Source organism: Actinomyces dentalis DSM 19115, assembly GCF_000429225.1.
GTDB classification, from domain to species: domain Bacteria; phylum Actinomycetota; class Actinomycetes; order Actinomycetales; family Actinomycetaceae; genus Actinomyces; species Actinomyces dentalis.
Map to the genome: position 1 here is coordinate 14,879 of NZ_AUBL01000038.1, position 14,424 is coordinate 29,302.

The 14,424-nt window shown below is 75.6% G+C and carries 9 protein-coding genes; 3 read left to right on the forward strand and 6 right to left on the reverse strand.

Annotated elements, in window-relative coordinates; translation table 11 throughout:
- The first annotated feature begins 129 nt into the window (after window positions 1–129).
- Window positions 130–1,416, forward strand: a complete 1,287-nt coding sequence (locus tag G446_RS0109450) for a glycoside hydrolase family 1 protein (RefSeq protein ID WP_026409961.1) — start codon at window positions 130–132, stop codon at window positions 1,414–1,416.
- An 89-nt stretch (window positions 1,417–1,505) separates the two neighbouring features.
- On the opposite strand, the gene G446_RS17165 is transcribed toward G446_RS0109450, so the two are convergent.
- From G446_RS17165 to rhaI, 5 genes are all read right to left on the reverse strand, one after another.
- Window positions 1,506–4,451, reverse strand: a complete 2,946-nt coding sequence (locus G446_RS17165) for an alpha-L-rhamnosidase (protein WP_051285884.1) — start codon at window positions 4,449–4,451, stop codon at window positions 1,506–1,508.
- Window positions 4,452–5,209: 758 nt separating this feature from the next.
- On the reverse strand, window positions 5,210–6,037 hold the full coding sequence (locus G446_RS0109470) for a class II aldolase/adducin family protein (protein WP_026409962.1): 828 nt from the start codon (window positions 6,035–6,037) through the stop codon (window positions 5,210–5,212).
- A 126-nt stretch (window positions 6,038–6,163) separates the two neighbouring features.
- On the reverse strand, window positions 6,164–7,324 hold the full coding sequence (locus tag G446_RS17170) for an alpha/beta hydrolase fold domain-containing protein (RefSeq protein WP_051285885.1): 1,161 nt from the start codon (window positions 7,322–7,324) through the stop codon (window positions 6,164–6,166).
- 72 nt (window positions 7,325–7,396) lie between these two features.
- Window positions 7,397–8,920: a rhamnulokinase gene (locus G446_RS0109480; RefSeq protein ID WP_026409963.1), complete on the reverse strand. Its 1,524-nt coding sequence runs from the start codon at window positions 8,918–8,920 to the stop codon at window positions 7,397–7,399.
- Between the two features lie 110 nt (window positions 8,921–9,030).
- The gene (rhaI, locus tag G446_RS0109485) at window positions 9,031–10,215 is read right to left on the reverse strand and encodes an L-rhamnose isomerase (protein WP_026409964.1); all 1,185 of its coding nucleotides are present in this window, start codon (window positions 10,213–10,215) and stop codon (window positions 9,031–9,033) included.
- Between the two features lie 311 nt (window positions 10,216–10,526).
- Between rhaI and G446_RS0109490 the strand changes: the two genes are divergently transcribed.
- Complete coding sequence (locus tag G446_RS0109490; protein ID WP_026409965.1) at window positions 10,527–11,567, forward strand: LacI family DNA-binding transcriptional regulator; 1,041 nt, start codon at window positions 10,527–10,529, stop codon at window positions 11,565–11,567.
- A gap of 5 nt (window positions 11,568–11,572) precedes the next feature.
- On the opposite strand, the gene G446_RS17175 is transcribed toward G446_RS0109490, so the two are convergent.
- The gene (locus G446_RS17175; protein WP_084779137.1) at window positions 11,573–12,883 is read right to left on the reverse strand and encodes a chloride channel protein; all 1,311 of its coding nucleotides are present in this window, start codon (window positions 12,881–12,883) and stop codon (window positions 11,573–11,575) included.
- Between the two features lie 164 nt (window positions 12,884–13,047).
- Between G446_RS17175 and G446_RS17180 the strand changes: the two genes are divergently transcribed.
- Window positions 13,048–14,382: an MFS transporter gene (locus tag G446_RS17180; RefSeq protein WP_084779138.1), complete on the forward strand. Its 1,335-nt coding sequence runs from the start codon at window positions 13,048–13,050 to the stop codon at window positions 14,380–14,382.
- Window positions 14,383–14,424: the final 42 nt, after the last annotated feature.

The following is a 14,424-nucleotide window of genomic DNA, read 5'->3' on the forward strand; positions in this document are numbered from 1 at the left end:
GGCCGGGTCGCCCGGGGCCGGCCCGGTCCCGCCGCCGTTGAGGAGCGTCGTGGCGCGCCGGGTCCCGACGCGCCACGGGCCGCCAGGGCCCCCGATACCGTAAGACTGAGCCGACCCGAGGAGACACCCATGACCGCCGCCACTCCCGTCGCCACCCCCTTCCCCGAGGACTTCCTGTGGGGGACCGCCACCGCCTCCCACCAGGTCGAGGGCGGCAACACCAACAACGACGTGTGGCTCTACGAGCACGTCCCGGACACCATGTACGCCGAGTCCTCCGGCGACGCCTGCGACCACTACAACCGCTACCGCTCCGACATCGCGCTGCTGGCCTCCCTGGGGCTCAACGCCTACCGCTTCTCCCTGGAGTGGAGCCGCATCGAGCCGGCCCCCGGGGAGTTCTCCGCCGTCGCCATCGCCCACTACCGCGACATGCTGCGCGCCTGCCACGAGCACGGGCTCACCCCGATCGTCACCTACCACCACTTCACCTCCCCGGCCTGGCTCATCGCCCGCGGCGGCTGGGAGGATAAGGCCACGCCCGGGCTCTTCGCCCGCTACTGCCGCCGCGTCACCGCCGAGCTCGGCGACATGTTCGACCTCGTCTGCACCATGAACGAGCCCAACCTCGCCATCCTCCTGCGCGAGATGGGCCTGTGCGAGGCGACCCCCGGAGCCCGGCTGAACAACCCCACCTGGGTCGGCGCCGCCCGCGCGCTGGGGACGACGGCGGACAGGGTCGCCGGCTTCCAGCTGTCGGCCACGCAGGAGGCCTTCGAGGTCAAGGTCGCCGCCCACCGGGCCGCCGTCGAGGCCATCAAGGGGGTCGATCCCGCGATGAGGGTCGGCTGGACTCTGGCCAACTCCGACTTCCACGCCGCCCCCGGCGGCGAGGAGCGCGTGGCGCGCATGATCGAGGAGAACAATCTGCGCTACCTGCGGGTGAGCGAAGGCGACGACTTCGTCGGACTGCAGACCTACAACCGCACCGTCCTGGGCCCGGACGGCCCGGTGCCGCCCGCCGAGGGCGCCGTGGTCAACCCGGCGGGCGAGGAGATCTGGCCCTGGGCGATCGGCGCCGTGATCCGCCAGGCCCAGGAGATCGTCAAGGTGCCGATCATCGTCACCGAGAACGGCCTGAACACGGAGGACGACGCCCAGCGCGTGGACTTCCTGCGCACCGCCATCGCGGAGGTCGGCGCGGCCATCGCCGACGGCGCGCCGGTGGGCGGCTACATGTGCTGGTCGGCCATGGACAACTTCGAGTGGATCTTCGGCTACGGGCCCAAGTTCGGCATTATCGCCGTCGACCGGGACACCCAGGAGCGCACGCTCAAGGAGTCCGCCCGCGTCTACGGCGAGATCGCCCGGACCAACGGGGCGGTCCTGGGCGGGCGGGCCAGCCGGGACCGGTAGGGCGCCCGAGCGGCCCCGGTGAGCGCTCCGGCCCTCAGCCTCCGTGCCTGCGCGGTGAAGCGCCGGGGCGCAGGGCGGGGGCGGAGCGCTCACCGGGGGGCGCCGTCGGCGGCCGCGCAGACCTCGACGGTCCGCCCGCCGCGCAGCTCGCGCACCCCGCCGTCGGGCGTCACCAGCTCCCCGCTCACCCCGGCGGGCAGCTCGATCTCGTAGCGCACGCGGGAGTGCGCGCCGACGGCGTCGGCGCCGGTCCGGTTGACGCCCGCGCCGGTCCCGCCGGCGTCCCCCGGCGCCGCCGGACCGGTGCGCTCCCAGGACACCTCCACCCGCCCGAAGGGCGTGTCGCGGTGCGCCCGCGCCCAGAACACCGGGCCGCCCGTGAGCGGGGCGACGCGCACCCGCCGGTACCCGGGCTCCAACGGCGCGATCCCGCCCAGGCGGCGGAACATCCAGTCGTCCACGCAGCCGAGGGCGCAGTGGTTGAAGCTCATGGCCCCCACCGTCCCGTCGGGCGCGACCGCCGCCCAGGACTCCCAGATCGTCGTCGCCCCCTCGGCGACCTCGTAGAGCCACGACGGCACCGCCTCCTGCATGAGCACCGCCCACGCCTCGGCCTCGTGCCCGCTGTCCACCAGGACGTCCAGGAGGAAGGGCGTGGACAGGAACCCCGTGTCCAGACGGCCCCCGGCCCCGCGCACCAGCTCGGCCAGGCGCTCGGCCACCCGACCGCGCAGCGCCCGGTCGGCGACCAGGTCGAAGGCGAGGGCGAGGACCTGCTCGCCCTGCAGGCCCGAGGAGACGACGCCGTCGGCGCTCACGTACTCGGCCGCGACCGCCCCGCGCACCGCCTCCCAGCGCTCGCGCAGCCCGGTGGCCTCGCGCTCGTGGCCCAGGGCGCCCTCCACCCGGGCCAGCGTGCGCAGCGCCTCGGCGTGGTAGGCGGAGGCGACGAACTCGCCCGTGCGCCGGGGCGCCTCCATAATGGGCAGCGGCACGTCGGCGGCGAGGGTCGACGGCGCCAGCCAGTCGCCGAAGTGCGTGCGCGAGTTCCACAGCAGGCGCTGGCGCGCGGCCTCCTCCCCGCTCAGGCGCTCCCACCCGTCGGCCGGCCCGCCCGCCTCGGCGCGCAGGCGCTCGGGCAGCTCCCGGTCGGCCTCGCGCGTCTGCTTGGCGACCCACGAGCGCATCGCGCCCAGGTTCTCCTCCAGGGCGGTGGTGTCCCCGTAGCGCTCCCACAGGGCCAGCGGCACGCGGATGACGGCGTCGCCCCACCCGGCGGACACCGCGATCCCGCCCGGCCCGGGGATCCCCTCCACGGCGCCCATGAGCGGGGGCCACGGGCTCATGTTCATCACCGAGCCGTCCTCGCGCTGGTCGGCGCGGACATTGCGCATCCAGCGGGCCAGGAAGGCGTGGACCTCGGCGTTGTTCGCGGCGGCGGGGGCGAAGACCTGGGCGTCGCCGGTCCAGCCGGTGCGCTCGCGCTGGGGGCAGTCGGTGGGGATCCACAGGAAGTTGGCCCGCTGGGACCACACGACGTTCTTGTGCAGCCGGGTCAGGCGCGCGTCGGAGCAGGCGAATCCGCCCGTGGCGGGCAGGTCGGAGGCCAGGACGACGCCGACCGCGTCGCGAGCCCGCAGCCGGCCGGGGTAGCCGGTGACGCGCACGTAGCGGAAGCCGTGGAAGGTGAAGGCCGGCTCGAAGACCTCCGGCGCCTCGGGCGTGCCCGTGCCCGCCAGGACCCACACGTCGCGCTGGTCCTTGTTGGGACCGACGACGTTGGAGAAGAAGGAGCCGTCGGCGGCCAGGTGCTCGGAGTGCTCCAGGACGATCTCGGTGCCGGCCGGCCCGACGGCGGCCAGGCGCAGCCTCCCGGCGATGACCTGCCCCAGGTCGAGGACCGTCTCGCCCGCGGGCGTGGCGAGGACCTGCGCGACGGGCAGCGCCCTGACCCGGCGCGCGGGCTCGCCGCGGAAGGGCTCCAAGCGCGTGGGCGGGTCCAGGCGCGCGGCGGGCACGATCCGCACCCGGTCCCAGGCGCCGTCGTCGAACCCGGGGCGGTCCCAGCCCGCCACGGCGGCGGCGAGCCGGTCGTCGCGCCGCTCGCCCACGAGTATGTCGCTGTAGCGGATCGGGCCGCCCTCGGTGCTGCGGGCGGTGGCGTCGGGGCCGACGACGGCGGTGGAGCCGTCCGCGTACGTCAGGGACAGCTGCCACCAGGCCCGCAGGACGCGCCCGTACTGGGCGGACTCGCCCAGGGCTCCGATGCGCCCGGCGAACCAGCCGTCGGCCAGGCGCAGGCCCAGGACGTGGGGGCCGGGGGAGGCCAGGGCGGCGGTGACGTCGTGGACGTCGAACTCGGTGTAGTCGTGGTAGCTCGTCCAGCCCGGGGCGAGGACGGAGTCGCCCACGGGCGCGCCGTCGATGGAGACGTCGAGGACGCCCTGGGCGGTGGTGTACAGGCGGGCGCGGGTCAGGGCGGCGGGGGCGGGCGGGGCGTCGCCCGGCTCGGCGGCGGCCGAGTCGGCGGGGGCGGTCGGGGCGAGCTCCTGGCGGACGAGCTTGACCGGGTGGAGTCTTCGCCCGGCGGGCTCCCAGGCGCGCTGGCCGCCGTTTTCACCGAAGACGGCCGCGAAGTCGATGGGCGGCTCGGGCTCGGCCGGGGTCTGGGCGGGCTCGACCCAGGGGGCGACGGCGTCGGAGCCGGGGTGCAGGAGGGAGGTGGAGAAGGCGGAGGCCGCCCAGTCGGAGGGGCCGGCGTCGGCGGTCCACACGCGCACCCGCCAGGAGTAGTCGGCGTCGGAGACCAGGGGCGCGCCGTCGTAGGCGACCCAGGGGGACATGGGAGGGGAGGCGATCTCGACGCGGCCGGTCGCCCAGGCCGGCTCGGGCGCGGCGCCGCCGGCCGGGTCGAGGCGGCGCACCTCGATCTCGTAGGCCCGCGCCGGCGCGGGCCCGGGCACCTGCCACGCCAGGACCGGGCGGGGGACGGCGACGCCGATGGGGGAGCTGAGATGGTCGACGGTGAGGTTCACGGGTGCGCGGCACGCGAGGGGCGTCGTGTCCCGACCGGTGCGGGGAGGAGTCATGTCGTTCCGATCGCTCGTCGTTGAAGCGGTTCAGATCGTATCGGGTGACGTCCCCGGGGTCGACATGGATGGCGGTGATCCGGCTGATCCGGTTGTTCCGGCGGGCGCGGGCAGCAAGAAGGGCGAGGACCTCGTCGTCCTCGCCCGGATTCGGTGCGGCGGGATCGTTCCGCCTGGGATCGGTTGTGTCAGTGCTGCTCGTCGTGCTCGGTCACGAAGGCCTTCTCGGCCTCGCGGGCGCGGGCGGCGGCGGCGGCGATGGCGAGCTGGGTGTCGAAGAACATGTGCGTTCCTTCCGGTTGTTCCTTCCCGTTCCGGGGCCGGAACGGGAGAACGCACGTCCAACGGGGGCTCCGTTGTCGTGCGTCGGCGTGAGAATGTACCGAGGGGCCGGAAAGGCGTCAAGCGGCCCCTCGCTGTGCCCTTCATCATGGGGGTGATCCGACGAATCGTTCGTTGCAGCGAACCGGCGGCGAGCCCCGACGCCGCCCCGACGGCCTCCGGGACGGTTTTGGCGTTCTGGGAGGATCGTTCGGACCGGCACGCCGGGTGCGCCCAGCGGCTTCCGCGTGATTCCGCGGTTCTCGGGAGGCGGTCGTCGAGTGCGGGGCGGAACGATCCTCCCAGAACGCCATTTCTCGCGTCCGCGCCCACCCGCCCTTCCCGAGCGGGTGAGGCGCGGGGCCCGGGGATGCGAACCGGGATCACAGCAGGTCGGTGGGCACCTCGAAGGCCTCGACGACGGCGCGCAGCTCGTCGTCGGTCACGCCCTGGCCGAGCCCGCCCGCCATCATGTCGCGGACCTCGTACATGGCGCCGGTCTCGGCGTACTCGACCTTGTCGACCGCGGCCAGGGGCGAGGCGTCGGAGCGCACCATGATGCCGTGCTTGGACCACAGGACGATGACGTGGTCGCGCAGGGCCCGCACACTGCTCTCCATGAGGGTCTGCGAGCCGGGCACCATGAAGTCGAGGACCTCGATGCCGGCGGGCAGCTGGACGATGGTCTCGGGCTCCCAGCGCAGGATGCGTCGGTTGAACTCGCGGGTGGTGCGGATGTCCCTGATGTGGGACAGCTGGACCAGGTGGGGGGGCTGGGCGTGGATGACGGCCTGGAAGCCCACCCCGCGGCGGGCGACCTGGTCGTCGTGGACGGCCAGGTGGGAGTTGAACTCGCTGGTGGGCTTCTCGTAGGCCCGGCGCGGGTGGGTGTACCAGGTGCCGGTGGCCCCGCCCTCGTCCACGACGAAGGCCGACACATTGGCCTCGGGCGAGTCGGCGACGTCGCGCAGGCGGCAGCCCGAGCCGGTGACCAGCACGGTGCGGCCCGCCAGGGCCGGGGCGGGCAGGGGCAGCCCGGTGCCGGGGGCCGCCTGCGGGAAGCGGTCGGTCAGGCCGAGCTCGGCGGCGCCCGCCGCGACGGACACGGAGATATTGCCGGCGCCGGCCTCGACGGCGCCCATGTGGTCCAGGCGGCGCCCGGCGGCGCCCATCTGGGCGAGGATCTCATCGAGGGTCGGGTGGGTGGGCATGGGGTGATCCCTTCTTCGGTTCCGGTGGTGGGGCGGTGGCGGGACGGCGGGGCCGTCCCGCGGCGGGCGGGCCCGGATGCGGGGGAGCCGGGCCGGATGCGGGGCCCGACGGCGTGGGCGGTCCGGTCAGGCCGCGCGCGCCAGGCGGGCGGCGAAGCGGTCGAGCGACCGGCTCGTCAGCGGGCTGCCGACGGCGTTGAGGTGCCCGTGGGGCACGCCGGCGGCGGTGACGACCTCGACGTCGGCTCCGGCCTCGGACAACTGGCGGGCGAACGCCTCGCCGGAGGCGCGCAGGTCGTCGTTCTCGCAGTTCTCGATGTAGGCGGGCGGGTAGCCGGTCAGGTCGGCGGCGGTGCCGTTGCCGTCGCCGACGAAGGCGCAGGGCGGCGCGTCGCGGACCGGCCCGCCCAGGTAGTTCTCGTTCATGAGCGCCAAGATGTCGGCGGGGAAGCGCAGGATCTGGGGCATATCGGCCAGGCGGGCCGCCAGCTCCCCGGAGGGGGCGGGCCAGTGCTCGGCGTGGACGACCGGGTAGGCCAGCAGCGCCTGCCAGGGGGCGGCGCCGTCGTCGCGCCCGCGCAGGGCGACGCCGGCGGCGATGCTGGCGCCCGCGCTGGCCCCGCCGACGGCCAGGCGCCCGGAGTCGATGCCGAGCCAGGCGGCGTGCTCGCGCGCCCAGAGGTAGGCGGCCCAGGCGTCGTCGTGGGGCACCGGGTGGTGGGTGAGGCCGTCGTTGCACAGGCGGTAGGCGACGGAGACGATCGTGGCGCCGGTGCGGGTGACCAGCCCGCGGGCGACGGCGTCGGCCTCCGGCATGTCCAGGTCGCCGCCGATGAAGGCGCCCCCGTGGTACCACACGAGCCCGGCGCGCAGGCCGCCGGCGGCGGGGGAGGGGGTCGGCGGGCGCTGGCCGGGCTCGGGGCGGTAGACGCGCACGGGGATCGGCCCGTGCGGGCCGTCGATCTCGCGGTCCTCGGCGGTGGCGCGGGTCCGCTCCGCCTCGCCGAAGGGGGCGTTGAAGGCGTCCATGGCCGCCATCGCGTCGCCGCCGAAGGGGGCGCCGGCCGCCCGCCCGCCGGAGTCGGGCCCGTCGGGCTCGGATCCGTCGGCCCCGGACTCCTCGTCGAGCAGGGCCGCGCCCATGGCCTCGGCCGACAGCGCGGGGAAGGGCCTGATGATGTCGAGCCGTTCGGCGTAGGGCGGCAGGAAGCCGCCGGCGAGCGGGTCGAGCCCGACGCCGTCGCGGGTGGCGGCGGGCTGCGGCGTGGGCGGTGCGAAGGTGGTCATGAGCGTGTCCTGCTTCCGGTTCGGGCGGTTGACGTGAGTGCTCTGTTCGGGCGGCTTCCGGTTCGGGCGGGCTCAGCCGAAGAGCCGGCGCTCGGCGGCCTCCCAGGCGGGGGCCGCCGCGGGGTCGGGGGCGTACTCGACGATCTCGCTGGAGGCCCGCACCATGCGGCGCAGCTCGGCCAGGTCGCCGTCGATGAGGCCGGCGCCGCGGGCGGCGACGAGGATATTGCCCAGGGCGGTGGCCTCGGCGGGGCCGGCGTGGACGGGCAGGCCGGTGGCGTCGGCGGCGGCCCGGCACAGCAGCTCGTTGGCGGTGCCGCCCCCGACCATGTGCAGCGCCGAGACCTCTCGCCCGGCCAGGGCGCAGGCCCGCCGGACGGCCCGCCGGTAGGCCAGGGCGAGGGAGTCGTCGATGCAGCGCACGTACTGGCCCACGGTCCGGGGCCGGGGCTGGCCGGTGGCGTCGGCGGCGGCGTCGATGCGCACTGTCATGTCCCCGGGGGCGAAGAAGGCCTCGTCGTCGATGTCGACGACGGTGCGCAGCGGCTCGGCCGCCCCGGCCGCGGCGTCGAGCTCGGCGTAGTCCAGGTCCAGGCCCTGCTGCCTCCAGGTGCGCACGGCCTCGTTGAAGACCCACAGGCCCATGACGTTCTTGAGGTAGCGCACGGTCTGGTCGACGCCGAGCTCGTTGGTGAAATTGGCCGCCCGGGAGGCCTCGGTGAGCACCGGGGCGTCGAGCTCGAGGCCGACCAGGGACCAGGTGCCGCACGAGACGTAGGCGAAGTCGGGCCCGACGGCGGGCACGGCGGCCACGGCGGAGGCCGTGTCGTGGCTGCCCACGGCGATGACCGGGGTGGGGGCGCCGTCGGGGCCGAAGACGTCGAGGACCTCCGGGCGCACGACGCCGACGGGGGTGCCGGGCTCGATGGTCTCCGGCAGCAGGCCCTCCAGGTCCAGGCCCGCCTCGGTGCGCAGCCGCGTGAGCAGCGGCTCGGACCACGAGCGGGTGCGGGCGTCCACCAGGCCCGTGGTGGAGGCGTTGGTGACCTCGGCGTACATGGACCCGGTCAACCAGGAGGCGATGAGGTCGGGCAGCAGCAGCATGGTGCGCGAGCCCAGGTCCGCCGTCGCGGGCAGGGAGCCGTCGCGGGCGTCGGCCATGAGCTGGAAGACGGTGTTGAAGTCCTGGACCTGCAGGCCGTTGACGGCGTACACCTCCGGCGCGGGGATCGCCTCGAAGAGCCTGCCGGGCATCCCCCGGGTGCGCGGCGAGCGGTAGGAGTCGACCATGCCGGCCAGGATCCCCTGGCCGGTCACGAGCCCGTAGTCCACGGCCCAGGTGTCGATGCCGATGGCGGACAGCGGCCCCACCTCGCGCACGGCGGCCAGCAGCCCCTCGCGGATCTCGCTCCACAGGCGGAGCACGTCCCAGTACAGGCGCTCCCCGGCCCGCGTGGGCAGGGGGACCGGACCGTTGGCGAAACGGCGCGTCTGGGTCAGGGCGACGCGCCCGTCGCGGACGGTGCCGACCATGACGCGGCCGGAGGAGGCGCCCAGGTCGATCGCTGCGACGTGCACGGGGCGGGAGGGGTTCATGGCGGAGGGATCCTGTCGTCGTGGTTCGGAGTGGGCGGGCGGGCCGGGGCGGCGGTTCGCCGGGGCGGGGCGGCGGCGTCCCCGGCCCCCCGGCAGGTCGGGCGGGCGGGTCAGGCGCCCCAGCCGGCGGCGTCGCCCCCGACGCGCTCGGAGCGGATGCGCTCCAGGTAGCCGGAGGCGAGGAAGGCCCGCATGGGGTCGGGGTCCAGGCCCTGGGACTCGCGCAGCTCGGCCAGCAGCGGGCGCACGTCGGTGTTGAAGGCGTCGACGAAGACGTCGTTGGCGGCCAGGACGTCCCCGACGGCCCGGGCGGCCGACAGGGCCTCGCGGTCCACCAGCAGGGCCTTGGCGGTGGCCTCCTGGACGTTGGTGGCCGAGCGGATCTCGCCGGGGATCTTCTCCTCCAGGTTGTGGCACTGGTCGAGCATGAAGTTGACCCCCGAGTCGGGGGCCAGGGCCCCGGCGTCGACGATCTCGTTCATAATGCGGAAGAGCTGGTAGGGGTCGGCCGCGCCCACGATGAGGTCGTCGTCGGCGTAGAAGCGCGAGTTGAAGTCGAAGGCCCCCAGGCGCCCCAGCCTCAGCAGCTGGGCCACGATGAACTCGATGTTCGTGCCCGGGGCGTGGTGGCCGGTGTCCAGGACCACCTTGGCGCGCTCGCCCAGCGCCAGGCAGTGCACCAGGGAGGTGCCCCAGTCCGGCACGTCGGTGTGGTAGAAGGCCGGTTCGAAGAACTTGTACTCCAGGACGAGCCGCTGGTCGGAGTCGAGGGCCGCGTAGATCTGCGCCAGGGAGTCGGCCAGGCGGTCCTGGCGCTCGCGGATGGAGTCCTGGCCGGGGTAGTTGGTGCCGTCGGCCAGCCAGATCTTCAGGGCCGGCGCGCCGACGGCGCGCATGATGTCGATGCACTCCAGGTGGTGAGCGATCGCCTTGGCGCGGATCCTCTCGTCGGGGTTGCACAGGGAGCCGAGCTTGTAGTCCTCGTCCTGGAAGACGTTGGAGTTGATGGTGCCGATGCTCACGCCCCGCTCCTCGGCGTGGCGGCGCAGCCGGTCGTAGTCGTCGACCTTGTCCCAGGGGATGTGGAGGGACACGCGGGGGGTGATGCCGGTGAAGGCGTTGACCTGGGCGACGTCGTCGATCTTCTCGAAGGGGTCGCGGGGCGCGCCCGCGGTGGTGAAGACGCGGAAGCGGGTGCCGGAGTTGCCGAAGGCCCAGCTGGGCAGCTCGATGGTCTGGGTCTGGAGCAGGCTGAGGGACTGCGGGGGCAGATCCGCCAGGGAGGGTGTGGCCATGGGGCTCTCCTAGTCGTCGGTGACTTTCAGTGCGTCCGGGCTCGCGGGGTCGGAAGGGCGCTGCGAGCGTGATGACGATTATGCTATCGGCTCTTGAACCGTTTCACAATGGTGGGTCAGAAGCTGACCGGCCCCGGAGCGCTCCGTCGGGCGCGCCCGCCCGGCCCCGCGCGCCGCCGTCGGCAAACCGTTTCCGAACCCGATCGCCGTCTTCGCACCGCGGCGGTGCGATCTGCGGAACAATAGTGAGACCGGGGGCGACAGCGGGCGCCCGCCCGCGCGCACCCGGACCCGGTCCAGGGGAGAGCATCATGGATACTCCAGCCACGTCACGTCCGTCCCGCCCCTCGGTGCGCGACGTCGCCCAGTTGGCCGGCGTCTCCGTCGGCACGGTCTCCCACGTGCTCAACCACCCCGACCGGGTCGCCCGGGGCACGCGGGAGCGGGTCGAGGCGGCCATCGCCGAGCTCGGCTTCGTGCGCTCCGAGACGGCGCGGCGCCTGCGCCACGGCGGGTCCTCCCTCGTGGGCGTCCTCGTCCACGACATCTCCAACCCCTTCTTCACCGAGGCGGCCCGGGGGATCGAGGACCGGCTCCGCCAGGGCGGGCGCGTGCCCATGCTGGGCTCGACCGACTCCGACCCCGACCGCGAGCGCGAGCTCATGAGCCTCCTGGCCGGACTGGACGTGCGCGGCGTCATCGTCACCCCCTCGGACTCGACGCTGGACAACCTCGCCGTCCTGGCCGGCCGCGGCATCAGGGTCGTGCTCATGGACCACCCGCCGCTGACCGCCGAGCTGCCCACGGTCTCGGGCGACGACGTCGCCGGGGCCGGCGCCGCCGTCGAGCACCTGCTGTCCCTGGGGCACCGCCGGATCGGCTTCGTCAACGGGCCGGCGTCGGTGCGCCAGTCCGTCGACCGGCGCGCCGGCGCTCTGGCCGCCATCGCCTCGGCGGGGCTGGAGGCCGGGGAGGCCCTGGTCGAGACCGAGGCGGTGCACGACGGCCAGAGCTACACGGCGGACGCGGGCGCGGTCGGCGCGGCCCGCCTGCTCGACGGCCCCCGCCCGCCCACGGCCCTGTTCTGCGCCAACGACCAGATGGCCATCGGCGCCATGCGCGAGATCCGACGGCGCGGGCTGTCCATCCCCGGCGACGTGGCGATCGTCGGCTACGACGACATCTCCGTGGCCGGAGAGCTCATCACCCCGCTGACGAGCGTTCACCAGCCCATGCGCGACATCGGCTGGGCGGCCGCGGACCTGCTGCTGGCCGACGGCGGGGCGGTGCGCCACGTGAGTTTCGTGCCCGAGCTGGTCGTGCGCGAGTCCACCGTCGCCGGGGCGTCCTGACCGGGCTACGACCGCGCCCGGCGCGGTCCGCGGCCGGGGCCCGGGCGGGGGCCGGTGGCGAGCAGGCAGGCGGCCAGCAGGACGGGCAGGGTCCACACCGGTCCGCGGGTCAGCTCCCAGACGAAGACGGCGGCGAAGACCGGGGCGCGCTGCGTGACCGCCAGCGCCGCCCCGGCGCCCACGAGCGCCAGGGCCGCCACGCTCACCGGGGCGCCAGCCGCGCCCAGCCCCACCGCGACCGCGGCGCCCGCGCTCGCCCCCAGCGAGAAGGACGGCGCCAGCAGGCCGCCGGTGGCCCCCGCGCCCAGCGTCGCCCCCGTCAGCAGCGGCTTGAGGACGACCACGCCCACGAGCGCCGCGGCCGCGCCCGGCACCGCCGGGGAGCTCAGGGCCGCCTGGAAGGCGTCCCGGCCATTGCCCGGCAGGACCGCCAGCCACAGCGAGGCCGCGCCCGTGGCCAGACCGGCCGCGCCGATCGCCAGCGGCAGGCCCCACCCGTCGGGCAGCCGGTGGCGCCTGGCCCGGGCCCAGCCGCCGCGGGCCAGGCGCCCCAGCCCCGCCGCCACCGCCGCCGCCGGCAGGCAGGCCGCCGCCGTCGGCCAGGTGAGCGGGGCGGCGCCCATCTCCAGGCTCGGCCGCCCGCCCGAGTGGAGCCAGGAGACCGCCACGGCCAGGCAGGAGACCGCCACGGCCACCGGGATCCCCCGCCGCCGGGTGCCCGCGACCATGACGAGCTCGACGGCGTAGGCCGCCCCGCCCAGCGGCGCGTTGTACATGGCCCCCAGCCCGGCCCCGGCCGCCGAGGCCACCAGCAGCGGCGACCAGGTCCGGTCGATCCCGAGCCGGGCCGCGATCCTGACCGCCACCGCCCCGGCGGCCAGGCGCGGCGCCCCCTCGCGGCCCACCGAGTTGCCGGACCCCACGGTCAGCACCTGCACGACGGCGTCGGCGAAGGGCCGCAGCACGCCCATCGCGCGGGCGCGCGCCCCGGAGGCGTCGGCCACGACGGCCTCGACCCCGACGACCCCGCCCGTGGCCCGCTCCCACCACCACAGGGCCCCGGCCACGAGCCCGCCGAGCGCGGGCGCGGCCACGCGCCGCCAGGCGGGGGCGGCCGCGACGCGCTCGGGCAGGGAGCCGCGGCCCACGCCGTAGAAGACCGTCTCGAAGCCCTCCAGCAGGAGGGCCATGGCGATGCCGATGAACCCCGCGGCCGCGCCCGTGAGCACGACGGCCAGGACCAGGCGCCAGGGGGAGGACGGCGCGGGGGAGGGCGCGGGCGGCGCGGGCGGGGATGCGGGTGCGGGCGGCTCCATCGCGCCCGAGCCTAAGCCCGCCCGGCCGGCGCTGGCCGCACCTCCTGTCGGCCGCCGGATCGCCCCGCCGCCCATGCCGGCTCCGATCCCCGGACCCTTCACTTGTTCTCACGGGTAGGCTGGGCGCGCCCGGCCCGATCGACACCCGACACTGGAGGCGCCCGATGACGCGCAGCCCCCTGCCCGCCGCCCCGCCCGGCCCCCGGCGCCCCCGCCCCCGCCGGCTGGGATCGTGGACCGCGACCCGGCGCTCCGCCTACGCCAGCTTCGTCGTCCAGGCCATCGTCAACAACCTCGCCCCGCTGCTCTTCGTCATCTTCCACACCCGCCTGGGCGTCGACGTCGCCCATCTCGGCATCCTCGCCTCCCTCAACTTCCTCGTCCAGCTGCTCACCGACACCGCCGCCATCGCGCTCGTCGACCGCCTCGGCTACCGGCCCCTCATGGTCCTCGCCCACGTCCTGGCCGCCGCCGGCCTGGTCCTGCTCGGCCTCCTGCCGACCCGGACGGGCGCCCCCTTCGCCTCCCTGTGCGCGGCGGCCGCCGTCTACGCCGTGGGCGGCGGCCTCATCGAGGTCCTCGCCAGCCCCGTCGTCGAGCACCTGCCCGCCGAACCCGGGCGCTCGAAGGAATCGGGCATGGCGCTGCTCCACTCCTTCTACTGCTGGGGCCAGCTCGCCGTGGTGCTCGGCTCGACGGCGCTGCTGGCCCGGCTCGGCACCGCCTCGTGGTGGATCCTGCCGCTCGTGTGGGCCGCCATCCCGGCCCTCAACGCCGCCGTGCTCGCCCGGGTGCCCATGCCCGCCACCGTCCCCGACGCCGAGCGCACCCCGCTGCGCTCGCTGCTGGGCGCCCCCGCCCTCCTCCTCGCCCTGGCGCTCATGGCCATGGGCGGGGCGAGCGAGCTGACCATGAGCCAGTGGTCCAGCTTCTTCGCCCAGCAGGGCGCCGGCGTGAGCAAGGAGCTCGGCGACCTGCTCGGCCCGGGGCTCTTCGCCCTGCTCATGGCACTGGGGCGCACGGGCTACGGCCTGGCCGGGGACCGGCTGCCCCTGCGGGCCTGCCTCGTGGTCTCCGGCGCCGGCGCCGCCGCCTGCTACCTCGTGGCCGCCACCGACTCCCGCCCGGCGCTCACGCTCCTGGCCTGCGCGGGCACCGGCCTGTTCGTGGCCCTCATGTGGCCGGGCGCCACCTCCCTGACGGCCGCCCGCTTCCCCGCCGGCGGGGGCGCGATGTTCGCCCTGCTGGCGCTGGCCGGCGACCTGGGGGCGACCGCCGGGCCCGCCACCGCGGGCGGCCTGGCCGGCTCGGCGACATCCGGGGGACTCCTGGCGGGGCCGGCGCGGATCCTGCCGGGCGACTCGGGCACGGGCCTGCGCCCGGCCCTGCTCGTGTGCGCCCTCATCCCGGTGCTCTACGCGCTCGCGGTCCTCGCCGTCGGGAGGACCGGGCGGGGACGGGCGGAGCGATCTCAGGCGCTTCGCTCGCGCCGGGGCTGAGCGCAGTCCCCCGGGCCCGGGCGGGGGATCCTCCCGGGGCTG